This is a genomic window from Planococcus sp. YIM B11945, assembly GCF_050864155.1.
Classification (GTDB): domain Bacteria; phylum Bacillota; class Bacilli; order Bacillales_A; family Planococcaceae; genus Planococcus.
Genome location: NZ_JBOZWR010000002.1, coordinates 136916 through 158954, shown reverse-complemented (window position 1 = coordinate 158954; position 22039 = coordinate 136916). Strand labels below are relative to the sequence as shown.

The window sequence follows — 22039 nt, the reverse complement described above, 5'->3', positions numbered from 1 at the left end:
ATATCTTGTAAATGAGAACGCTCTTTTGATATAATGGAAACAGTTTAAGGAGGGCGTCGCATGGAAACCAGGATCGATCGTATCAAAAAACAGTTGCATGCTGCGAGTTATAAATTGACGCCACAGCGTGAAGCGACAGTCCGGGTTTTGCTAGACCATGAAGAAGACCACTTAAGTGCAGAAGATGTTTACCTTTTGGTAAAAGACATTGCACCGGAAATCGGACTGGCGACAGTTTACCGGACGCTGGAACTATTAACAGAATTAAAAATTGTCGATAAAATAAATTTCGGTGATGGAGTTTCCCGCTATGATTTGCGCCAAGAAGGCGCTGCCCATTTCCATCATCATTTAGTATGTTTAGAATGCGGAGCTGTAGATGAAATACAGGAAGACTTATTGGAAGATGTAGAAAGCGTCGTTGAAAAGCGCTGGAACTTTCAAATTAAAGACCACCGTCTTACGTTTCATGGCATTTGCTGGCGTTGCCATGACCGCAGCTCACAGGATCCATCGCAATAAGAGGTGAGAAAAGGAAGGACGGCCATATAAGGTCGTCCTTCTTTTTTATGTTTATGCATTAATTAAAGTGGATTTTGTAAGTCGCTTCGGTCGCTTTGGGAAGGGCAAAGACGATTGCTCCAGCATCGCTGCGCTGCTTCGTCGCAAAGGAGGTGCCCCAAGTTTTTGGGGTCTCTCCTTGGCTCCCACAATAAGCCGAGAAGACCACTCGTCTTATTGCTTCGCCTAGCCCGTGGACGCGCCCAAGCTAAGAAAGTTCTTACGACTAATGAGAGACTAGTTATAGAATTGATGCTTTACTGCTAGCAGGCTAGAAGATATGGAGCAAAACGGCATTTTAAACTCATGTGCTTCTGCATCGCTACACCGCTTCCTTGGGAGTCTCAGCTGTTTTGCTTCATGTCACTAAGTTAAACTACCAATAAAGCAACTTAGAAAATTGATTGCAGTGGAAGGCGGCGACTCCTGCGGGAAAGGCGTGAGTCCTGAGACCCCACAGGGAGCGCAAGCGACTGAGGAGGCTTAGGCAACGCCCCGCGGAAAGCGTCCGCCTGGAACGAAAATCAATGGGCTTACTAACTAAGCTATCAACGAACAAAGGAGGATCCTTATGAAATACGCAAAAGACGCATTAGACGATTACCTTCATTTTTTGCGGGTGGAGCGGCAACTTGCCGCCAATACGCTCGTTTCGTATGAACGCGATTTGAAAAGCTATATTCAATACTTAAAAGAAGTGGAACAACTCGATTCGCTGCGCAAAGTCGAGCGTGTACATATCCTCAATCACCTTCGCCATTTAAAAGAAACAACCAAAACGTCGCGTACGGTGGCTCGCCATATTTCGTCGATCCGCTCGTTCCATCAATTTTTGATCCGTGAACGCGTCGTCGACAACGACCCGACCGTGCATTTGGAAATGCCTCAAATGGATAAAAAGTTGCCAAATATTTTATCCATTGAAGAAGTGGATGCTTTAATACAAGCGCCGGAAACTGGAAAACCGAACGGCATGCGCGACCAGGCGATGCTTGAATTGCTGTATGGCAGCGGCATGCGCGTTTCGGAATGCATCAATTTGGATATTGAAGACGTGAATTTAACGATGGGCTTTGTGCGCTGTTTTGGCAAAGGCGGCAAAGAACGCATCATTCCGCTTGGGAAATCAGCGCTTAATTCTTGCCGGCTTTATTTGGAAAATGCACGGGGTGAATTGGTGAAAAGCAGCGAAAAAAGCGAAGCGCTTTTCATCAACCAGCGAGGCAAACGGCTGACGCGCCAAGGCTTTTGGAAATTGCTCAAGCAGCATGCACAAAAAGCCGGCATCCAGAAAGAATTGACGCCGCACACTTTGCGTCATTCGTTTGCGACACATTTGATTGAAAACGGCGCCGATTTGCGTGCGGTTCAGGAAATGCTGGGGCATGCCGATATTTCAACTACGCAAATTTATACGCACGTCAGCAAAACGAGATTAAAAGATGTCTATTCACAATTCCATCCACGGGCTTAATTGAAAGGTCTGACTTCCGACGAGGATGGTCTTTGTGGTAGGATAGAACTGTATATAAGGAGGAAGAAAAATGACGAATAAACCTTTTGAACGCATTCATTTGATCGTGTTGGATTCAGTGGGAATTGGCGAAGCGCCAGACGCTGAAGCTTTTGGCGATGTTGGTTCTGATACACTTGGCCACATTGCAGATTCGGTAGGCGGTTTAAAAATGCCGAATATGGAAATGCTCGGACTAAGCAATATAGAGCCGATTCAAGGGCTGGCTATTGCTGAAGCTCCTGGAGCATTTTACGGAAAGTTGCAAGAGGCATCTGTCGGCAAAGACACGATGACCGGGCACTGGGAAATCATGGGCCTTAACATCGATACGCCTTTTAAAGTTTATCCCGAAGGATTCCCGGAAGAATTGATCAAAGCCTTGGAAGAAAAAACGGGGCGCAAAGTGATTGGCAACAAACCGGCAAGCGGAACAGAAATTCTTGATGAACTTGGGCAAGAACATATGGAAACTGGCGCAATTATTGTGTATACATCTGCGGATCCGGTTCTTCAAATTGCGGCCCACGAAGAAATTGTGCCGCTTGATGAACTTTACAAAATCTGCGAAATTGCCCGCGAATTGACGCTTGAGCCAGAATATTTGGTTGGCCGCATCATTGCCCGCCCATTCCTTGGCGAGCCAGGTGCCTTTAAACGCACTTCGAACCGCCATGACTATGCGCTCAAGCCATTTGGCCGCACGGTAATGAACGAATTGAAAGACATCGGGAAAGATGTCATCGCAATCGGCAAGATCAACGATATTTATAACGGTGAAGGCGTGACGAAAGCGCTTCGCACAAAAGACAATATGGACGGCATGGACAAATTGGTCCAAGTGGTCGGAGAACCGTTCAATGGCTTAAGCTTCTTGAATTTAGTTGATTTTGATGCTCTTTACGGACACCGGAGAGACCCAGAAGGCTACGCGGCAGCACTTGAAGCATTTGATGCGCGGTTGCCGGAAGTGATGGAGAAATTGACGGATGAAGATTTGATCATCATTACAGCGGACCACGGCAATGACCCGACGTTCCCTGGGACAGACCATACCCGTGAATATGTGCCTCTTCTTGTTTATTCAACGCGATTTGAAAGCGGTAAACAATTAGACCTCGGCAACACGTTCGCAGATATTGGCGCAACGATTGCGGAAAACTTCTCGGCTCCAATGCCGAAATTCGGAACAAGCTTCTTATCGAAATTAAACTAACAAAGGCGGTAATGATTCATGAGAATGGTTGACTTAATTGAAAAAAAACGCGACGGTTTTGAACTGTCGACTGAAGAAATCCAATATATCGTAACAAATTACACAAACGGCGAAATTGCCGATTACCAAATGAGCGCATTTTTAATGGCGGTTTATTTCCAAAACATGACAGACCGTGAACGTGCGGATTTGACTATGGCAATGGCAGGATCTGGCGATCAAATCGATTTGTCCGCTATCGAAGGCATTAAAGTCGATAAGCACTCGACTGGCGGCGTCGGCGACACAACGACGCTGGTTCTTGGACCACTCGTTGCAGCATGCGGCGTACCGGTTGCGAAAATGAGCGGCCGCGGCCTTGGGCACACGGGCGGAACCATCGACAAACTGGAAGCGATTGAAGGCTTCCACGTTGAGTTGTCGACAGAAGAATTTATTAAACAAGTAAATGACATCAAAGTGGCTGTTATCGGCCAAAGCGGCAACTTGACGCCGGCTGACAAGAAATTATATGCATTGCGCGATGTAACGGCGACTGTCAACAGCATTCCGTTGATTGCGAGCTCGATCATGAGCAAAAAAATTGCAGCGGGTGCAGATGCCATCGTTTTGGATGTAAAAACAGGCGAAGGCGCGTTCATGAAAACTGCAGAAGACGCAAAAGAACTTGCACATGCCATGGTGGGAATCGGCAACGCAACGGGCCGCAAAACAATGGCCATCATTTCAGACATGGGCCAGCCTCTTGGATTCGCGATCGGCAACGCGCTGGAAGTGAAAGAAGCCATTGAAACGCTGCAAGGCAACGGACCCGAAGATTTAACGGAACTTTGCATGGTGCTAGGCAGCCAAATGGTTGTTGTCGGCGGCAAAGCATCGACGCTTGAAGAAGCGCGGGCGATGCTCGAAAATGTCATTGCCAACGGCGAAGCGCTGAAAATATTCAAGCAGTTCATCGAAAGCCAAGGCGGCAACCCGGCAGTAGTGGATGACGTTTCTTTGCTGCCGCAAGCAGCATTCACGAAAGCGGTCGCTTCTAAATCAGAAGGCTATATTTCAAACATGGTGGCTGATGATATCGGTACCGCTGCAATGCTTTTAGGGGCAGGCAGAGCGACAAAAGAATCGGAAATCGATTTGGCAGTCGGCCTTGTGCTCCACAAAAAAGTGGGCGATTTTGTAAAAGAAGGCGAAGCCATCGCCACCATCTATTCCAACACAGAAGATGTCGCGGAATGCATGGAAATGTTGTATAATAGCATAGAATATTCAAGCGAACCGGTTGAAAAAACACCGCTGATTTCAGCGTTGATCACCGAGTAAAAAAACTTGCTGAGTTTATTCTCAGCAAGTTTTTTTAATAACCATTCGCGACAACAGGGGGAGGATCCTATGCAATTATACGGCACGCAAACAATCAACGAACAAGGCCATTTAACGATTGGCGGAACAGATACGGTCGAACTTGCAAAAGAATACGGCACGCCGCTTTTCGTTTACGATATCCAGCTTTTCCGGGAACGCGCCAAAGCGTTCCAAAAGACGTTTGAAGAAGAAGGCATTGGCTATCAGGTGGCTTATGCCAGCAAAGCGTTTTCGAGCATTGCCATTTACCAAGTGGCGGCCGAAGAAAAGCTGTCGCTTGATGTGGTGTCAGGCGGCGAATTGTATACGGCGGTGCAAGCCGGGTTCCCGACAGAAAAAATCCATTTCCATGGCAACAACAAAAGCGAAGCGGAACTGCGCATGGCATTTGAGGAAAAAATCGGCTGCATCGTCGTCGATAATTTTTTGGAAATCGAGCTGTTAAAGAAATTATCGGTAGAATTGCAGCAGCCGATGAACATCTTGCTTCGCGTAACGCCGGGCGTTGAAGCCCATACCCATGATTACATCACGACTGGCCAGGAAGACTCGAAATTCGGTTTTGATTTAAACAATGGACAGGCAGACGAAGCGTTCAAACGCACTTTTAACGAGCCGTTTATCAAATTGATGGGCCTCCATTGCCACATCGGCTCCCAAATTTTTGAGACGGCCGGTTTCCAATTGGCTGCGGAAAAATTGGTAGAGAAAATGGCCGCCTGGGAAAAAGACTTCGGCTTTTATTGCCCGGTATTAAATCTTGGCGGCGGCTTTGGCATTCGGTATACGGAAGAAGACGAGCCACTAGAGCCCGCAACTTACGTGCGTGAAATGATCCGCACTGCCAAAAAAGTATCGGAAGCTGCCGATTTCTCTTTGCCGGAAATTTGGATTGAGCCGGGCCGCTCACTTGTGGGCGATGCCGGGACGACTTTGTACACGATTGGTTCAATGAAAGAAGTGCCGGGAATGCGCAAATACGCTGCAGTTGATGGCGGCATGTCCGACAACATCCGCCCTGCTCTTTACGGCGCCAAATACAGTTCGCTCCTTGCCAACAAAGCAAACGAAGCAATAAAAGAACAATACACAATCGCCGGGAAATTGTGCGAATCCGGCGACAAACTGATTGAACAAGCTCATTTGCCTATAGCCGAAACCGGGGATATTTTAAGTGTCTTCTGCACCGGCGCATACGGCTATTCAATGGCCAGCAATTACAACCGCATCGGCCGTCCTGCAGTAGTATTTGCGGAAAACGGGGAACATCAACTCGTCGTCAAACGTGAAACCCATGAAGATTTGATTAAACACGATTTGACTTACCAGCAGAAAGCGTACCGCGAATGAAAAAAGCCAACCTCGTATTATTGATTTTATTAGTAGTTGCGGCAATCGGCTGGGGCATCGTTTACTGGCTGTTTTTTGCGGAAAAGGTCATCACAGGCTAGCCATTCCTCAGCTTGAGTTATCAGCAAGTTTATAGTAGGATGGACAAAGCTGCGTTAAGATGAAAAAGAGGGATCGGTTATGTTACTCAGATACAAAAAATCATTCGAAAAAATCGCGATGGGCTTGATGTCGTTCATGCCACGAGAGCGAGATTTAAAAATATTGCAGCAAGCGATGCACAAATACGAAGAAAATCCAGATTGGCAATTGTTTTTGTGGAAAAAAGGCGATGATTTTGTTGGGTTGTTGGGCGTGGAAGTTGCCGATGATTCGTTTACCGTCCATCATGTTTCGGTAAACCCTTCTTATAGAGGAGAAGGTATCGGCCATGCCATGATTGAAAAAATTCAGCAGCTGATGCAAGACCGGGAAATGCGGGCAACGGATGAAACCCGCGCGTTTCTTGGAAAATGCCCACAAAAAAAGGCGGACCTCCATTAAAGGTTCCGTCTTTTTTTTTGTTCGCGCAAACTGATGATTGAAGAACGGTCACGCAATCGGTGTTTGTGCATCAAATAATAAGGATCTTGTGGAGAAGCAGGGTGTGACGCTTCGTAAGCGTGGACAACCTCGGTCATCTCTTGTGAAGTAATCGGAATGGTGTACGAGAAAAAAGGTTTCCGGTCTGTAACGGCATCGATCGAGACGGTCAGTAGCCGAATCAGTTCGTCCCTGTCAAAGGCCTCAGTCCAAATTCCCGCATCAGCCAACTTGGCTTTCGCACGGATAAACGAACGCAGTGCGCCCGGATAATTGCTTCTTCTCCAATGATACATGCCCACCGCCATTTGGATCCATCCTGTCAGGGGATGTGTTTTGTTTTTAGGCGCCAAAGATTTCCAATACTCTTCGCCGACTTCATGGCATTCGAAATAATCCTGTTCCGTATTAAAATTTATGATGAATTGAATAAAGAGCGGGTGGTGGAGTGGGTGCATTTTAATCCCCTTTCTACTATAATATAATAAGTATCTTTAACAGTCAGGTGGAGGGCCATGTCATATGAAGTAAAAGTAGAGGCTTTTGAAGGGCCTCTTGATTTATTATTGCACTTAATACACCGTTTGGAAATTGATATTTACGATATTCCGGTTTCACAGATCACTTCACAGTATATGGAACATATTCGTGCCATGCAAGTGCTTGAGCTAAATGAAGCCAGTGAATACTTGGTTATGGCTGCCACGCTGCTTGCGATCAAGAGCAAGACGCTGCTTCCGGTCCATGAAGGCGAATTTGATGATGTGGAATACGAACTGGACGAACAAGATCCACGGGACGAACTGGTTTCGCGGCTGGTGGAGTACCGGAAATTCAAAGATGCGTCTTTGAAGATGAAGGAAATGGAGACACACCGGTCTTTCTTGTTTACAAAAGCGCCGAAAGATTTGTCGGAATTTCAGCTGGCAACTGGGTCAGAAAACATCGACTTGGAAGTGAATACGTATGATATGCTGGCGGCATTCCAGAAAATGCTGCGCCGGAAACAATTAAAAGCCCCATTGTCCGCCCGAATTGCGCGGCAGGAACTTTCGATAAAAGACCAAATGACTTCCATTGTCAGCCGCTTGAAAACAGCGAAAGGCCGGACGTCATTTACGAATTTATTTCCTTCGGATGATAAATCGGTTTTGGTGGTTTCTTTTTTATCTGTGCTTGAACTGATGAAACGCCAAGTAATCGCGGTGGAGCAGGAAAAGAACTTCACGGATTTAATGGTGGAACTCAGAAAGGAAACGTGGAAATATGAAGATGAATCTTTCGAATAAAATTGAAGCATTGCTTTTTGTCGTTGGAGATGACGGGTTGACCATGGCTCAGCTGGAGTTTTTGACTGAAGCAAGCGAAGAGGAAATTCGAGAAAACTTAAACCTAATGTCAGAGCGATATGCAGAGCCGGAAAGCGGCATCATGATCAAAGAGTTTTCAGGTATTTTTCAATTAGTGACCAAGCAAGAAGTTGCTGAAACCATTCAAAAATTGGTGGAAAATCCGACATCCCAAGCCCTTTCCCAAGCATCTTTGGAAGTGTTGGCGATTGTTGCCTACAAGCAGCCAATTACGCGGGTAGAAGTTGAAGATTTGCGCGGCGTGAAAAGCGAAAAGCCGTTGCAAACGCTGGCTGCCAAAGGCTTGATCCAGGAAACCGGACGTGCTGAACGCACCGGGCGCGCGATTTTGTATGGAACGACCAATGAGTTTTTGAATTATTTTGGGCTTAAGAATTTGGATGAGCTTCCCCCGCTGCCGGATGAAGCAAATGAGACCGAAGAAGAAACCGATTTGTTTATGACCAAATTCCAAGAAGCGTTTAAAGAAGAAGTTAAAGCGTGATGGGCGAAGGGAGACTGCGGACAATGGCCAGTCTTCCTTTGCTTTTGGCTGAAAATATCATCTATCTATTAAGAAATCTCTTAGCTTTGTCGCGTCCACGGGTTAGGCGACGAGCTTGCGCAGGAGCACTATTCTTTGCCCTGCCCAAAGCGGCCGAAGCGGCTAAAAAAATCAAACATTTCAGTTCAATCAATATTAGACGAGAAATGAGCGTTGCCCTTTCGCTTTTCGGTTAAATGTGACATAATTCCGAGAGGAACGAACGGAAAAAAATCAATGAGGTGAACTTATGGAGAGATTACAAAAAGTGTTGGCACATGCCGGCATCGCATCAAGAAGAAAGTCAGAACAATTGATATTAGACGGCAAGGTCAGAGTCAACGGCACAGTCATCAAAGAACTAGGCGTTAAAGTGTCGCAATCCGACAAAATCGAAGTAGAAGGCGTGCAGCTGGAAAAAGAACAAAAAGTGTATTATTTATTGTACAAACCGCGCGGCGTGATTTCAGCCGTCAGTGACGATAAAAACCGGAAAGTCGTAACAGACTTTTTTGATACAGTAGAAAAACGCATTTATCCTGTCGGGCGCTTGGATTACGACACTTCAGGCTTGTTGATCATGACAAATGATGGGGAGTTTGCGAACTTGCTGACGCACCCGAAATTTGAAATCGACAAAACCTATGTGGCGCGCTTAAAAGGCATTCCGTCAAAAGACGATTTAAGAAAGCTGGAAAAAGGCATCAAGCTAGAAGACGGCATGACGGCGCCGGCAAAAGTGAAGCTATTATCAGGGGACCCGAAAACCGGAAAAGCCATTGTCCAAATTACGATTCATGAAGGGCGAAACCGCCAAGTACGGAGAATGTTTGATGCAATCGGCTTCCCGGTCCAAAAATTAAGCCGCGAGCAGTTTGCTTTTTTAACACTCACCGGATTAAATGCGGGAGAATCAAGAGAATTAAGCGCCCATGAAGTGAAATTGCTGCGTGTTATGGCTGAAACCGGCAAACGCACTTAACGTTCACAAACCATTCAAAACTCCGGCCAATCGATAGAAGAAACTTTGCTATAATTGGACTTGCATTCAACCCTCGAAGGAGGTAAATAAATTGACCGAGAAACAAATCAAGAAGAAAAACAAAAAGAAAAACCGCGTCATTATGCGGTCGATCATTTTGTTTGTATTGGTAGCGGCCATCGGATATACCCTTTATAACAACGCGACTGCCGAAGACGTCAGTGTTTTAAAAGTCGGGGATAAAGCGCCCGATTTTAAACTTGCTGACCTTGATGGTGAAAGCCACCAGCTGTCCGACTATAAAGGCCAGGGCGTTTTCCTGAATTTCTGGGGCACGTGGTGCAAACCCTGTGCAAAAGAAATGCCAGCAATGGATCGCCAGTACGAGGCTTTTAAAGACCAAGGCGTTCAAGTGTTGGCCGTCAACATTGCCCAATCGGATTTCGAAGTACAGTCATTTGCCGATCAATATGAGTTGTCATTTCCCGTTGTTATCGACAAAACGAAAAGTGTATTGACTGCCTACAACATCATCCCGTTGCCGACAACGGTTTTGGTGAATCCCGAAGGCGAAATTGAACGGATCATTACCGGAGAAATGACTGAGCAAGATATTCAAGGGTTTATGGAAGAGATAAAGCCCGAATAAGGAGTTTTTTCGGATGGAAAAAATGCAATGTCAATGCGGTCATGTGAATCCGCCCGGAACTGTTCTATGTGAATCGTGCGGGCGGTCTTTGACTGAAAAGGAACAAAAAAGCCAGCTAGTGGACATGCGGTACGAAGGTTCAGCCAGAAGATCGCAGACGTACAACAAATCGATTATCGATAAAATTTGGAATTTCTTTTCGAGTGTAAAAGTGGGAGTAAGCATTATTGTGGCCATTTTAGTGGCTGCTGCTATCGGAACCATTTTGCCTCAAGAAGAATACATCAACGTCGCCAATCGCAATGAAGAGACGATTCGCGCCTATTACGCAGATGTGTACGGCGAAATCGGCAAGATTTATCATTTTTTAGGGTTCCATGATTTATACAGCTCGTTTTGGTTTATTATTTTAGTTGGAATGCTTGCTATTTCTTTGATTATTGCCAGTCTTGATCGTTTCGTGCCGCTATACCGTTCGCTGAAAAACCAGCGGGTTCTCCGCCACGAAAGTTTCATGGACAAGCAGCGCATTTACGGTAAAGGATTGAACCAAGAAGACGTGCTGGATAAAGCAGAAACCAAATTAAAAGAACTGAAATACAAGGTTTCACGCGATAAAAACGGGCTGCTTGCCGAAAAAGGCCGTTTTTCCCGTTGGGGCCCTTACGTTAACCACATCGGGTTGATCATTTTCTTGTTCGGGGTCATGCTGCGGATGATGCCGGGCTTTTATGTGGACGAAATGCTGTGGATCCGCGAAGGGGAAACACGTGCCATTCCAGAAGCGCCGGGCTATTCGCTTGAAAGCAAAAACTTTGAAGTGGAAACATACAGCGGCGATGAAAAAGACGGTGCTTTTAGCGAAGCGGTTGACCGTGTAGGAAGCGTCGTTAAAAATTACCAAACCGATGTTGTCTTGTACAAAGAACCGGAAGATAGTCTTCCGGGCGCGACAAACGAAATGGAAGTCGTAGAAGAATACCCAATTCGAGTCAATCAGCCTTTGAAATTCGATGGTTATGCTGTTTACCAAATGGATTTTAAGCAAAACGAATTAAAAGCTATGAATTTTGCGTTGACAAACAAAGAATCCGGAGAGTCATTGGGAGAATTGACAATTGATTTGATCAATCCCGAAAAACAATATGAACTCGACAACGGAGCAATGGTTAACTTGAAAGGCTACTACCCTGATTTTTCTGGATTTGATGATACTGGAGAACCGCAGACCGCTTCACCGCTTCCGAACAATCCCGGTTTCTTGGTTGAATTGACGACACCTGAAACGCCTGAAGGGGAAGTCAGTTTTATCCTCATCAAACAAACGATTGAGCCTTTTGGTGAAAACCAATTTAAGTTGGAATTCCAAAGTGTCGAAACGCGCGATGTATCTGGATTAACAATTCGCAAAGACAGTACCTTGCCGATTCTTGGCCTTGGAGGACTGATTTTTATGATTGGGGTTGCCCAAGGAATGTACTTTAACCACCGCCGCTTCTGGATTCAGCAAAAAGCGAACGGCGAGGTTATTTTAGCTGGGCACACCAATAAAAACTGGTTTGCATTGAAAAAAGAGCTGGATCAGGTTTCAGCGTATGCGTCGCTTCCTGCCTATACGGACCAACAGGAAGAAATCGAGAAGCAAGCAAAAAAGGAAGGTGAAGAAGCGCTATGACATTAGCAGATATGAGTTCAAATTTTTTATACGTGGCTTTTATCGCCTACCTAATTGCGACATTTGTGTTTGGCGGAGCCGTAAAGGGCAATAAAGAAGGTACCTTCAAATCGGAAAGCCGTTGGGGGAAAGTGGCCTTTATCATCACCATCATCGGTTTTGCCGCTAACTTGGCATATTTCTTTACCAGATGGGGAGCGACAGGACATGCCCCACTCAGCAATATGTTTGAATTTACGACAGCTTTCGGAATGACGCTTGTCGGCGGATTCCTTGTTCTTTATTTCCTTTATAAAACGCCGGTGCTTGGAATGATCGTGCTGCCGGTTGCATTGTTGATCATTGCTTTTGCCAGCATGTTCCCAAGCGAAGTCAGCCCGCTGATTCCGGCACTTCAGTCAAACTGGCTCGCAATTCACGTAAGCACTGTAGTTATCGCAGAAGGAATATTAGCGATCAGTGCGGCTGCTGGGCTTATCTATCTGCTCAAAGTAGTCGATTTAACAAAAAAATCAAAACAGCGCTTCTGGCTGGAAGCCATTATGTATTCTCTTGTTTTGGTGTTAGGATTTGTCGTTGCCAGCACGTATTTTACGCTAACAGATTACGAAGCAAACTTTACGTATGTGGATAAAGATGGCGTGCAAGATGAGATTACGTATAAAATGCCTCCAGTATTCGGCATGAATGAATACGAATCCTTGACAGACGGCACGATGACGCCGCTGGTTGAAACGCCGGCCGTTATCAATGCCTCCAAATTGACTACAGTAATCTGGTCACTGGTTTTTGGAACGATTCTTTACTGGGCCATCCGATTGATTGCAAGAAAGCGGATAGCTGCTATTATCAAGCCGTTTGTGAAAAACGTCAACTTGAATTTAATGGACGAAATTGGCTATCGCGCCGTCATTATCGGATTCCCGGTTTTCTCGCTCGGAGCTCTCGTATTTGCAATGATTTGGGCACAAATTGCTTGGTCCCGTTTCTGGGGTTGGGATCCTAAAGAAGTGTGGGCGCTTATTACTTGGCTGTTCTATGCCGCGTATCTTCATTTGCGTCTTGGAAAAGGCTGGCAAGGCGAAAAATCGGCGTGGCTTGGAGTTATCGGATTTACCATTATCCTCTTCAACCTTGTAGCTGTGAACTTAATCATTGCCGGTTTGCACTCATATGCATAAAAAAAGACTTTCCCGTTTGGGAAAGTCTTTTTTTATAGAAAGAAAGAATAAAGTCCCTGAGTTTTTGCTGTTTCTTTTAAAAACTTAGTTATGGATGCGGCTCAAAATAGTTTCGAACACTTTTTCTTCTCCCAAATCGGCGGTCAACAAGGATTCCTGATCCAAATGCAGAAAGTCATTCGGAAGCCACCAAGACCGCAACATTTCTTCGCCGAAGTTTGCCGCTTTCGGACGAGACCGGTGGCGTTTGACGGTTTCATCAAATGACAAATCAAAATAAAAAACTCGCGCCTTGCCATCATAAAAATCGATCAAATTTTTGAGCATGTTTCCATAAAGTTTCTTCATTAAAATGCCTTCTACAATTACATATGCACATCGGTTTTTGCCGTACTCTGCGATTTGGCGAATCAAATCGATCGATAGATTACCGTCGCGGTCCCGGACTTTTAACATGTCGCGGCGGACAGTATCTTGGGAAACGAGCAAAGTGCCGTCTCCGAAATGCTGCTGAAGCTGTTCGGCAATCGTTGATTTTCCGCTGCCGGAATTTCCGCGGAAGATGATCAATTTGGATTCGATAAGATTCACTCCGTTCTATTCATAGTTGAATAACCTTTTATATAAGTTGGACTTAAGAATTGTCATTTCATACACCGCTTCGGTCGCGTTGAGAAGGGCAAAGAATATTGCTCCTGCGCAAGCTCGTCGCAAAGATAGTGGCCAAACTTCCTTTGGCCACTATCCTCGCAGCTGTTTTGTGGAAGATCGACAAGCCGAATACTTAGTTCAACTTATATAGGTTTTATTTTATCACACGGAAATCGCTGGATATGAGGCGGTTTTCAGCAATTTGTCACATGTTAACAAATGAAAGCATCAGAAAGCCTATAGGGAACAGGATATGTTTGTCACAAACAGAAATCATCGGTACAATAAATTCATGAGACAAAGTTGGAGGGATTAAGATGTCCGAAGAAATCACTGTATTGGTTGTCGACGACGAAGAAAGAATCCGCCGCCTGCTAAAAATGTATTTAGAGCGCGAAGGATATATGGTCGAAGAAGCGGAAAATGGGGTCCAAGCTTTAGAAATGGCCCTTGAAAAAGATTACCATTGCATCCTGCTCGATCTTATGATGCCGGAAAAAGACGGCATTGAAGTCAGCACGGAATTGCGCGAACAAAAAATGACGCCGATTATCATGTTGACGGCCAAAGGCGAGGAAGCTAACCGGGTCGAGGGATTTGAGTCTGGAGCGGATGACTATATCGTCAAACCGTTTAGTCCGAGGGAAGTGGTGCTGCGCGTCAAAGCCATTTTACGCCGTTCGTCTGCCTATTCGCCGGTCACCAATTCAACCATATCAAAAGATTTGGTAGTGTTTCCACATTTAACGATCGACCACGATGCACACCGGGTAACTGCCGATAATGTGGAAGTGAACTTAACGCCAAAAGAATATGAGCTGTTGTACTTTTTGGCGAAATCGCCGGACAAAGTGTTCGACCGGGAACATTTGCTGAAAGAAGTTTGGCATTACGACTTTTTCGGCGATCTGCGCACAGTGGATACCCATGTAAAACGGTTGCGAGAAAAGCTGAACCGCGTATCGGAATCAGCTGCTAAAATGATTGTTACCGTTTGGGGCGTCGGTTATAAATTCGAGGTTGGCAATGAATAGAATATGGAATAGTGTTGTCGGGAAGCTATGGATCACCATATTGCTTCTCGTTTCCTTTGTCCTGTTTATTGTGACCGTGTTGCTTTTGGAGTTTTTAGGCAACTATCACAGCGAAGAGGTAGAGGATACATTAAACCAGGAAGCTGCAACCATCGCACGAATTTTTAATGATTACGGGGAAGTAGACAATTCTTTATCAATTATTGAAGACATTTTAGGACCGGATACGAATGCCGTTATAGCTGAAGCACCTCATGAAGCTACTTACTTTATCCATGAAGGCATCAATGGCGCTGAACTAAGAAAAATTATTTTAAACGAACCGGATTTTCAAAAAGTCTTCGAATCCGATCAGACGGTCATGAAAGAAATGCTGCTTCCGTCCTTGTCTGAAGAAGACCGGATGGAATCGTATATTGTTTTGGCCAGCCCAATCCAAACCGGAGAAGATGTCCATGGCACTGTATTTATCTACCAATCACTTGAAGTGATGGATCGCACTGCTGGAAGAACGACAAACATTGTGTTTTTATCTGCCTTTATTGCGTTCTTATTGACTACTTTTTTTGCATTCTTTTTATCGACCCGCATTACGTTGCCTCTGCGGAAAATGCGCGAAGGCGCCTTTGAACTGGCAAAAGGGAATTTTGATACAAAAGTTCGAGCCACTTCAAGCGATGAAATCGGACAGCTTGCAACCGCGTTTAACCAAATGGGCCGCCAGTTAAAACACCATTTGGAAGTTATCAATCAAGAAAAAGAACAGCTTTCCAGCATCTTGACCTCAATGGCGGATGCCGTTATCACATTCAATCAAGACCGGACTATTTTATTGAGCAATCCGCAGGCTGAGAAATTGCTCCAGAAATGGCTGATCAAAAACAGCGATGGCCAGAATGAGCCTTTGCCTCCGGAAATGAACCATATGCTTGACCACGTGTTAACTTTTGAGGAAGAAATTGAAGAAGAGTTGGAAATGGATGGTGCTTATTATGCCATCACTATCAGCCCGCTATACAGCGGCGAATCGATTCGCGGAGCTGTTGCAGTGCTGCACAATATGACCGAACAGCACCGATTGGAAAAATTAAGAGAAGATTTTATTGCCAATGTATCGCATGAACTTCGCACGCCGATCGCCATGCTTCAAGGCTATAGCGAAGCGCTGCTCGATGACGTAGGGGCATCAGAGGACGAACGGCGTGAAATGACCAAAATCATTTACGAAGAATCACAGCGAATGGGTCGGCTGGTAACGGACCTGCTAAATTTAGCTCGCTTAGAATCAGGGCATATGCGCCTTTATAAAGAAATGGTTCAATTAAATAGTGTGATCGAACGGATGACACTGAAATTTACACAAGCAGCAAAAGAAAAAGGTATCCGTTTAGCGTTTGAGACGACGCTTGACGATTGGGCAGCTGCTGAATTGGACGAAGACAGAATTGAACAAGTCATGACCAATTTAATCGACAATGCCATGCGCCATACTCCCGAATCCGGCAACGTCATCGTGAAAGTGGAGAAAGAGCAGGGATTTGCGAAAGTGTCGGTAAACGATACAGGAGTCGGCATCTCGGAGAAAGATTTGGAATTTGTTTTTGAACGCTTTTACAAAGCAGATAAAGCGAGAACGCTTGGCAAAGGCGGAACGGGCCTTGGCCTTGCTATCGCCAGCAACATTATCAAAGCGCATGGCGGAGATATTTACGCTAAAAGCGAATTCGGCATTGGAACTTCGTTCGTCTTTTTGCTGCCATTAAAAAAATTGTAACTTTCTTTGCTTAAAAGCGACTAATCTTAAGAACGGGGGGAGTATATGAATGACTCCGTTTTCCATCGGTTATACGATCAATACCATCAGGATGTTTTCCAGTTTCTAATTTATTTAGTGAAAGATCGTCTGTTGGCTGAAGACTTGATGCATGAAGTTTATATCCGCGTTTTTCGCGCGTATGACCGTTTTGAAGGGAAAAGTTCAGAGAAAACTTGGCTTTTTTCGATTGCAAAAAATGTGGCTATTGACCATTTTCGAAAAGCGGCGGTGCGAAAAAAACATTCGATGGAGTATTTTGACTGGGAAACGCAGCAATTGGTGTCTGCTGATCGAATTCCAGAAGAAGTCTCGATTTTGAATGAAGACAAAATCAAGTTATATAAAATGCTGGATTTGTGTACAGGAGACCAAAAAATGGTGATCATCATGCGCTTCTTCCAAGATCTTTCGATAGCTGAAACTGCAGACGCCCTTGGCTGGACTGAAGGAAAAGTTAAAACTACACAGCACCGCGCCATCAAGTCGCTGCGCGATAAATTATCCTCTATGGAAGGAGGAGAAGCGGATGTCAAATAATAAGTGGGACGAGGAGTACATCGAACAATTATTAGGGGACTTCCCGTCGATTAAAGATGAGCGTTCGAAAGAAGAAGTTTATAGCCGCTTGGCTAAAAAGGCGCCGGTTAAAAAGCGGCCGAAAAATTGGCTTCCGCTTTTAGTGGCGGCACTCGCGTTTATTACCGTCGGCATTCTAGTCGCTTCAATTGTCAGCCAAAACGGCATTAATAGCGCTGTTCAAGAAGAACAGAGCTCTGCCGATAAATCAGCAGAATCGGTGATTGTTCCAAAAGAAGAAAGCGGCGAAGCGGATAAATCCGCAGGCTCCGAAAATAGTAGTTCCGATAGTTTTTCTGCTATGGCTGGCCCTGAACAAATGCGGACAGCTTTATATAAGGAAGATTTAAACGGCGCAACTGTTTTTTCCATCGGTTTGACTGAAAATGCATTTGTGGTGCCGGTATCGTTTCTCGTGCCAAGCGAACAAATCGCGCGAGATTTCGGCAAAGACGTTCCGGATTCGGTTGCGTTGTACAATCACTATGCGGGTAAATTAGATGAGCAGGCGCTAGGTTTTGACGATTATCATCCATATGCAGGGACCATTGCACGCGAAAACGATGCGGTAGCCCATCGTTTGCCGGATGATCATCCATATGATCAAGCGTCAGCAAGCATCAGTGTATATGAATCGTCCATTCAAGAAACGTTTCAAGACGCAGAAGAAGTTGCCGTTTTAAATGAAGACGGCTCGCAAGCTGAGTTTGATCAAATTGGGCCGATGGAGCCAATCAAAACGGACATGGCAAAGGTGGCATATTTTGCCTATACAGCTTCCTCTGGAGCGACTTATTTGGTTCCGAGCTACGGAATGCCATATGAGACTGCGAAAGAGGCTATCGAGGCGCTAACAACTTCACCAAGCGACTTTCATCACGCAACCATTGCCGAAGGAACTGGATTTGCAGTAACGGAAACAGATGCCGTCTTGGAACTCGCTTTTTCCGAGCCATTCGATTTTGAATCTCAGGATTTGGCTGAGGCAACCCGAATGGTGGAAAGCATAGCGTTAACTGCTCAATCCTTTGGCAAGCAAGTGCAATTGAAAAATACAGTACAGGAGCAATGGAACGGTTTTGATTTTACCCAACCAATCCCTGCACCCGCTGAACCCAATCGGCTGGAATGGCCGCTCGAATAAAAAATAGGCGTAATGTGAGCAATGTTGTTTACATTACGCCTCTTTTCTACTAAAATTAGCATATAACAAAATATCGATTCATCTTCGGGGCAGGGTGTAATTCCCTACCGGCGGTAATTGAACTTAAGTTCATAAGCCCGCGAGCCGTAAAACGCAGGATTTGGTGCGATTCCAAAGCCGACAGTATAGTCTGGATGGGAGAAGGTGAAGGTGCGGACGCATGCCGTTTACTATAAACAGAATGCGCTATTTGAGTGTGCCTTTTCTCCCTTAAGTGTTTATTCGCTTAAGGGCTTTTATATGAGAAGGCATGTGTCCGAACTTTTCTTCTGGTGAATCACTTAAGGAGAGAGGAACATGAAGAACAAAAAGTTACAAGCAATGATCGCAATCGGCATGTTGAGCAGCATTTCCTTTATTTTGATGCTTTTCAATTTTCCGCTGCCGGCATTGCCGCCGTTTTTAAAAGTAGATTTTAGCGATGTGCCAGCGTTGATCGCCGCCATTACGATGGGGCCGGTTGCTGGCGTTCTCGTAGCCCTTTTCAAGAACGTCTTGGATTGGATTTTTTCGGGAAGCCAAACAGGCGTGCCAGTCGGCCACTTGGCCAACTTCGTTACCAGCATTTTGTTTATCATGCCGGTTTACTTGATTTACCGCAAAATCTCTACGAAAAAAGGAATCATGGTGGGGCTTGGCATGGGGACTGCAACGATGGCAATTGGCATGAGCATTTTAAATTATTTGGTCTTTTTGCCAATGTACACGTATTTCTTAAACTTCCCGGCGGAAACCGGCGATGCATTGTTCAAAAGCATCGTGCTCGGAATTTTGCCATTTAATATAATCAAAGGCTTACTGCTAACTGCAGTGGTGCTGCTAATGTTCAGCAGCATGCAATCTTGGCTGGAAAAACAACGGGCTTATTACCAATAAGATTAAAAAACAAACAGGCGTTATGAAAGCAATTTTGCTTTCATAACGCCTGTTTTTAATTTGGTTCAGTCTTCATATTTAAGGGGGTCGCCATCAAATGGAGCATCCGCTACTTTGATTGAATCGGTTGGGCAGCCTTCGAACGCATCTTCCATGTCTTCTTCTAGTTCATCTGGAACTTGCTCCGTCCCCGTGTTATTATCTAAGATAACAAACGCGATGCCTTCATCGTCATAATCATATACATCGGGTGCAGCAGCGCCGCAAGCTCCGCAAGCGATACAAGTATCCTTATCGACAATGGTATACTTTGCCATATTCTTCCTCTCCTTCATCTCCGAACAAGTTCAGTTATACTATCAGATTCATTCTAAAGGTGTTTCATCAGTTTTTCAACCAAAAACGCTAGGGGGCCAGGCTTTGTTATTCGAAGAACTTATTCTCGACATTATGAAAGCGGTAAATAAGGAACGGACCGTCTCGTCTCCTTTTCACTTGATCAAAGGGAAAAAGTCTGGGCAGACCATCCAAGATATCGGCTATTATCAGCTATACCCTTATTTTGCAGTGCTGCCGCGCCTTGATAAGCTAATTTACGATGAAGCGGTGGCTCACCTGTTTGCCCGCGGCTTGCTCAAACCAAATAACGAAGTGATCGAATTGAGCGCCGAAGCGCTTCAAGCAGAAAAGCCCCAAACCCTTTTGAACGGTTGGAAATATCGAGGGAGAGAAACTTTGTTCATGAACCGGCTGTCACTAATTGTTCAAACTTTTTCCCATATTAGCCAGCAAGTCAATCGGTTCGACCCAGTAGTCAACACCGAAGACATTCAATTGTGGGTAAAAACTTATTTGAAGAAAATCAATTTCCGCAATCCGGAAGTGGTGATGGCATTCAAAAATGAACTGTTCGAAAGCTTGGAAAATGTGCCGGTTGCCGAGGACTCGAAAATGATTGTTTTGCAGCGCTTGTCCGGATATGGTTTGAGCGGGTTGACATGGGAACAAATTGCTGCCACCCGCCGCATCAAGGCAATCGATGCCCAACTGAAAAGCGTTGAAACGGTGCATAGCTGGCTTGATGTCCTGGAACAAAACGACTTTCCGCTGCTTGCGGGGTTGATGGAAGGCGTGATTCAACTGTCTTCGTTGACTGAATCAGCAAGACGAACGGAAAAGCTCTTCGAACAAGGGTTTTCTCTGGAGCAAATTGCCTCATTGCGGCAATTAAAAACCAGCACTATCGAAGATCATTTTGTCGAACTTGCCATGAATGATCCTTATTTCAACTACATAGCCTTTATTAAAAAAGAAATGTACCAAAAAATAATTGCCATCAGCAAAGAAAACCAAACGAAAAGGCTTCGGGACATTAAAGAAAAAGTGCCGGACGCTACTTATTTTCAAATACGCCTCGCTTTAGCTGTGAAGCAGTAAACGGCCGGTAAAAGGCGAAAAGGAAAGGAAGAGAACAAGTGGACTTAGAGAACTTGCTTCGGCGTACATATGGATTTGAAGCGTTCCGACCCGGACAGCGGGAAGTAATTGCCAAAGTGTTAGAAGGAAATGATGTTATCGCGTTGCTGCCAACCGGCATGGGCAAATCGATGTGCTACCAATTGCCAGCGCATGTGCTGCCGGGAAGTGTTTTGATTGTTTCGCCTTTGTTGTCGCTAATGCAGGACCAAGTGGCCCAACTAAAAAAAATGGGCGAAAAATCAGTCGTTGCGATCAATTCCTTCATGAAACCGGAAGATAAAGAGAAAATATGGAATTCTTTAGGCACTTACCGCTTTATTTTTATTTCTCCTGAAATGCTCGTGCAGCCATTTGTCAAAAAGCAGCTGCAGCGCATTCACATTTCACTTCTCGTAGCCGATGAAGCTCACTGCATTTCGCAATGGGGATTTGATTTTCGCCCGGATTATTTGCGGATCGCAGAAATCCTGCCATTGCTCAACCACCCAAGAATTTTGGCATTGACGGCGACCGCTACGGCGAAAGTGACCGAAGAAATCAAACAGTATTTGAAAATCCAAGATCCGTTCGTATACACCCACCCGATGGACCGAAAAAACCTTGTATACGATATTAAGAAGTTTGATGGCCAGAGGGAGAAGCTGGATTGGCTGACAAGTTTCGTTCAGCAATGCGAAGGGCCGGGCATCATCTATGCGGGAACCCGGAAAAAAGCCCAGCAGCTATCCACGCACCTGTCAAACCTTCACATCTCATCTTCCCATTACCACGGTGGCATGGATTATGAAGACCGGATATTTGTTCAGCAGCAATTTCAAAATGGCGAGCTGGATTGGGTGTGTTCAACCAATGCGTTTGGCATGGGTGTCCACATTCCGAACATCCGCCATGTGATCCATTTTCAACTGCCGACGTCAGTTGAAGGTTATGTTCAGGAAGTCGGCAGAGCCGGCCGGGATGGAGGACCAGCTTTAGCTACTTTAATGTATGCAGAAGGCGATGAGGGACTGCTGGAGAGCTTGGTGATGGATGAATTGCCGACCACTCGAGAAATTGAAGAAGTGTATGCGTGCAAAACTGATCCTGAACGTTTAGTGGCTCAAGGCATCGTGCGCGAAACGGCTTTGCGGATTATTTCTTATTGGCAAAGCCAATTGCCGCTGGAAGGAACCATTAAGCAAATTAGGCAGCTTCAAGAAGAAAAAATTAAACAGGCAGCTAAAATCCGGAAACTGGTAACTATTGACGGATGCATCCGTCAGTATATAAGCCAATGTTTTGAACAGCAGCTGCTTGAAAAGCCGGAAAATTGCTGCGTCAATGACGGAATTGACTATTCCGTTTTTCAAAGCCGTACCCGCACGCTGAAAAAACAAGATCCGGTCAATTGGCGGGATAGGTTAAATGCACTATTTTCTTTACAAGGTTATTAAGTA

Annotated in this window: 23 protein-coding genes and 1 riboswitch; of the genes, 20 read left to right on the top strand and 3 right to left on the bottom strand. The window is 45.2% G+C overall.

All coding sequences use genetic code 11. The features are described from left to right. Positions 1-60: 60 nt before the first annotated feature. From ACRRQV_RS04405 to ACRRQV_RS04380, 6 genes are all read left to right on the top strand, one after another. Entirely contained in the window at positions 61-522 is a 462-nt protein-coding gene (locus ACRRQV_RS04405; protein ID WP_432528068.1) for a Fur family transcriptional regulator, read from the top strand. 610 nt (positions 523-1132) lie between these two features. Further along, the gene (xerD, locus tag ACRRQV_RS04400) at positions 1133-2035 is read left to right on the top strand and encodes a site-specific tyrosine recombinase XerD (RefSeq protein ID WP_432528066.1); all 903 of its coding nucleotides are present in this window, start codon (positions 1133-1135) and stop codon (positions 2033-2035) included. A gap of 70 nt (positions 2036-2105) precedes the next feature. Beyond that, positions 2106-3290: a phosphopentomutase gene (gene deoB, locus ACRRQV_RS04395; protein ID WP_432528064.1), complete on the top strand. Its 1185-nt coding sequence runs from the start codon at positions 2106-2108 to the stop codon at positions 3288-3290. An 18-nt stretch (positions 3291-3308) separates the two neighbouring features. Further along, positions 3309-4613: a pyrimidine-nucleoside phosphorylase gene (locus ACRRQV_RS04390; RefSeq protein WP_432528062.1), complete on the top strand. Its 1305-nt coding sequence runs from the start codon at positions 3309-3311 to the stop codon at positions 4611-4613. Between the two features lie 69 nt (positions 4614-4682). After that, a complete protein-coding gene (gene lysA / locus ACRRQV_RS04385) occupies positions 4683-6005 on the top strand; it encodes a diaminopimelate decarboxylase (RefSeq protein WP_432528060.1) in 1323 nt (440 codons plus the stop codon). Between the two features lie 180 nt (positions 6006-6185). Further along, the gene (locus ACRRQV_RS04380) at positions 6186-6548 is read left to right on the top strand and encodes a GNAT family N-acetyltransferase (protein ID WP_432528058.1); all 363 of its coding nucleotides are present in this window, start codon (positions 6186-6188) and stop codon (positions 6546-6548) included. Here ACRRQV_RS04380 and ACRRQV_RS04375 read toward each other — a convergent pair. After that, the gene (locus ACRRQV_RS04375; RefSeq protein ID WP_432528056.1) at positions 6545-7045 is read right to left on the bottom strand and encodes a DUF309 domain-containing protein; all 501 of its coding nucleotides are present in this window, start codon (positions 7043-7045) and stop codon (positions 6545-6547) included. The two genes, ACRRQV_RS04380 and ACRRQV_RS04375, sit on opposite strands and share 4 nt — an antisense overlap. 57 nt (positions 7046-7102) lie before the next feature. On the opposite strand from ACRRQV_RS04375, the gene ACRRQV_RS04370 reads away from it, so the two are divergent. From ACRRQV_RS04370 to ccsB, 7 genes are all read left to right on the top strand, one after another. Next, on the top strand, positions 7103-7876 hold the full coding sequence (locus ACRRQV_RS04370) for a segregation/condensation protein A (protein ID WP_432528054.1): 774 nt from the start codon (positions 7103-7105) through the stop codon (positions 7874-7876). Then, a complete protein-coding gene (gene scpB, locus ACRRQV_RS04365; protein ID WP_432528052.1) occupies positions 7854-8441 on the top strand; it encodes an SMC-Scp complex subunit ScpB in 588 nt (195 codons plus the stop codon). Before ACRRQV_RS04370 ends, scpB begins: the two co-directional genes overlap by 23 nt. Before the next feature lie 23 nt (positions 8442-8464). After that, the gene (locus ACRRQV_RS04360) at positions 8465-8677 is read left to right on the top strand and encodes a hypothetical protein (RefSeq protein ID WP_432528050.1); all 213 of its coding nucleotides are present in this window, start codon (positions 8465-8467) and stop codon (positions 8675-8677) included. Positions 8678-8730: 53 nt separating this feature from the next. Continuing rightward, the gene (locus tag ACRRQV_RS04355) at positions 8731-9462 is read left to right on the top strand and encodes a pseudouridine synthase (RefSeq protein WP_432528048.1); all 732 of its coding nucleotides are present in this window, start codon (positions 8731-8733) and stop codon (positions 9460-9462) included. Between the two features lie 91 nt (positions 9463-9553). After that, positions 9554-10111 carry a thiol-disulfide oxidoreductase ResA gene (gene resA / locus ACRRQV_RS04350; protein WP_432528046.1) on the top strand — a complete coding sequence of 186 codons (558 nt, stop codon included), beginning with the start codon at positions 9554-9556 and terminating at the stop codon, positions 10109-10111. A gap of 13 nt (positions 10112-10124) precedes the next feature. Then, the gene (locus tag ACRRQV_RS04345) at positions 10125-11786 is read left to right on the top strand and encodes a cytochrome c biogenesis protein ResB (RefSeq protein WP_432528044.1); all 1662 of its coding nucleotides are present in this window, start codon (positions 10125-10127) and stop codon (positions 11784-11786) included. Continuing rightward, complete coding sequence (ccsB, locus tag ACRRQV_RS04340; protein ID WP_432528042.1) at positions 11783-12967, top strand: c-type cytochrome biogenesis protein CcsB; 1185 nt, start codon at positions 11783-11785, stop codon at positions 12965-12967. The genes ACRRQV_RS04345 and ccsB overlap by 4 nt, the downstream gene beginning before the upstream one ends. Before the next feature lie 84 nt (positions 12968-13051). Here the strand turns inward: ccsB and ACRRQV_RS04335 are convergent, their stop codons facing one another. Then, entirely contained in the window at positions 13052-13549 is a 498-nt protein-coding gene (locus tag ACRRQV_RS04335) for a kinase (RefSeq protein WP_432528185.1), read from the bottom strand. A gap of 386 nt (positions 13550-13935) precedes the next feature. On the opposite strand from ACRRQV_RS04335, the gene ACRRQV_RS04330 reads away from it, so the two are divergent. The 5 genes from ACRRQV_RS04330 to ACRRQV_RS04310 all read left to right on the top strand — a co-directional run bounded on the left by ACRRQV_RS04330 (position 13936) and on the right by ACRRQV_RS04310 (position 19124). Then, positions 13936-14652, top strand: a complete 717-nt coding sequence (locus tag ACRRQV_RS04330; protein ID WP_432528040.1) for a response regulator transcription factor — start codon at positions 13936-13938, stop codon at positions 14650-14652. Next, positions 14645-16426: an ATP-binding protein gene (locus tag ACRRQV_RS04325; protein WP_432528038.1), complete on the top strand. Its 1782-nt coding sequence runs from the start codon at positions 14645-14647 to the stop codon at positions 16424-16426. The genes ACRRQV_RS04330 and ACRRQV_RS04325 overlap by 8 nt, the downstream gene beginning before the upstream one ends. 45 nt (positions 16427-16471) lie before the next feature. Continuing rightward, complete coding sequence (gene sigX, locus ACRRQV_RS04320) at positions 16472-17005, top strand: RNA polymerase sigma factor SigX (protein WP_432528036.1); 534 nt, start codon at positions 16472-16474, stop codon at positions 17003-17005. Continuing rightward, complete coding sequence (locus ACRRQV_RS04315) at positions 16995-18188, top strand: GerMN domain-containing protein (RefSeq protein WP_432528034.1); 1194 nt, start codon at positions 16995-16997, stop codon at positions 18186-18188. The genes sigX and ACRRQV_RS04315 overlap by 11 nt, the downstream gene beginning before the upstream one ends. Positions 18189-18264: 76 nt before the next feature. After that, positions 18265-18398: riboswitch (FMN riboswitch) on the top strand. Positions 18399-18545: 147 nt separating this feature from the next. After that, a complete protein-coding gene (locus ACRRQV_RS04310) occupies positions 18546-19124 on the top strand; it encodes an ECF transporter S component (protein WP_432528032.1) in 579 nt (192 codons plus the stop codon). Positions 19125-19189: 65 nt separating this feature from the next. Here ACRRQV_RS04310 and ACRRQV_RS04305 read toward each other — a convergent pair whose 3' ends face one another. Then, positions 19190-19441 carry a ferredoxin gene (locus ACRRQV_RS04305; RefSeq protein ID WP_224076812.1) on the bottom strand — a complete coding sequence of 84 codons (252 nt, stop codon included), beginning with the start codon at positions 19439-19441 and terminating at the stop codon, positions 19190-19192. Between the two features lie 103 nt (positions 19442-19544). Here ACRRQV_RS04305 and ACRRQV_RS04300 point away from each other — a divergent pair, with 103 nt between their 5' ends. Both ACRRQV_RS04300 and ACRRQV_RS04295 read left to right on the top strand, forming a co-directional pair. Then, the gene (locus ACRRQV_RS04300; RefSeq protein WP_432528029.1) at positions 19545-20561 is read left to right on the top strand and encodes a helix-turn-helix domain-containing protein; all 1017 of its coding nucleotides are present in this window, start codon (positions 19545-19547) and stop codon (positions 20559-20561) included. 38 nt (positions 20562-20599) lie between these two features. Next, positions 20600-22036, top strand: a complete 1437-nt coding sequence (locus tag ACRRQV_RS04295; protein WP_432528027.1) for a RecQ family ATP-dependent DNA helicase — start codon at positions 20600-20602, stop codon at positions 22034-22036. The last annotated feature ends 3 nt before the right edge of the window (positions 22037-22039 follow it).

Bases quoted from the DNA above. Each gene is read 5' to 3' on its own strand.
- sigX (WP_432528036.1), top strand. From the start codon at position 16,472: ATGAATGACTCCGTTTTCCATCGGTTATACGATCAATACCATCAGGAT.
- ACRRQV_RS04405 (WP_432528068.1), top strand. From the start codon at position 61: ATGGAAACCAGGATCGATCGTATCAAAAAACAGTTGCATGCTGCGAGT.
- ACRRQV_RS04370 (WP_432528054.1), top strand. From the start codon at position 7,103: ATGTCATATGAAGTAAAAGTAGAGGCTTTTGAAGGGCCTCTTGATTTA.
- ACRRQV_RS04390 (WP_432528062.1), top strand. From the start codon at position 3,309: ATGAGAATGGTTGACTTAATTGAAAAAAAACGCGACGGTTTTGAACTG.
- lysA (WP_432528060.1), top strand. From the start codon at position 4,683: ATGCAATTATACGGCACGCAAACAATCAACGAACAAGGCCATTTAACG.
- ACRRQV_RS04375 (WP_432528056.1), bottom strand. From the start codon at position 7,045: ATGCACCCACTCCACCACCCGCTCTTTATTCAATTCATCATAAATTTT.
- ccsB (WP_432528042.1), top strand. From the start codon at position 11,783: ATGACATTAGCAGATATGAGTTCAAATTTTTTATACGTGGCTTTTATC.
- ACRRQV_RS04330 (WP_432528040.1), top strand. From the start codon at position 13,936: ATGTCCGAAGAAATCACTGTATTGGTTGTCGACGACGAAGAAAGAATC.
- ACRRQV_RS04305 (WP_224076812.1), bottom strand. From the start codon at position 19,441: ATGGCAAAGTATACCATTGTCGATAAGGATACTTGTATCGCTTGCGGA.
- xerD (WP_432528066.1), top strand. From the start codon at position 1,133: ATGAAATACGCAAAAGACGCATTAGACGATTACCTTCATTTTTTGCGG.
- ACRRQV_RS04310 (WP_432528032.1), top strand. From the start codon at position 18,546: ATGAAGAACAAAAAGTTACAAGCAATGATCGCAATCGGCATGTTGAGC.
- ACRRQV_RS04360 (WP_432528050.1), top strand. From the start codon at position 8,465: ATGGCCAGTCTTCCTTTGCTTTTGGCTGAAAATATCATCTATCTATTA.
- ACRRQV_RS04355 (WP_432528048.1), top strand. From the start codon at position 8,731: ATGGAGAGATTACAAAAAGTGTTGGCACATGCCGGCATCGCATCAAGA.
- ACRRQV_RS04315 (WP_432528034.1), top strand. From the start codon at position 16,995: ATGTCAAATAATAAGTGGGACGAGGAGTACATCGAACAATTATTAGGG.
- ACRRQV_RS04345 (WP_432528044.1), top strand. From the start codon at position 10,125: ATGGAAAAAATGCAATGTCAATGCGGTCATGTGAATCCGCCCGGAACT.
- scpB (WP_432528052.1), top strand. From the start codon at position 7,854: ATGAAGATGAATCTTTCGAATAAAATTGAAGCATTGCTTTTTGTCGTT.
- deoB (WP_432528064.1), top strand. From the start codon at position 2,106: ATGACGAATAAACCTTTTGAACGCATTCATTTGATCGTGTTGGATTCA.
- ACRRQV_RS04325 (WP_432528038.1), top strand. From the start codon at position 14,645: ATGAATAGAATATGGAATAGTGTTGTCGGGAAGCTATGGATCACCATA.
- ACRRQV_RS04380 (WP_432528058.1), top strand. From the start codon at position 6,186: ATGTTACTCAGATACAAAAAATCATTCGAAAAAATCGCGATGGGCTTG.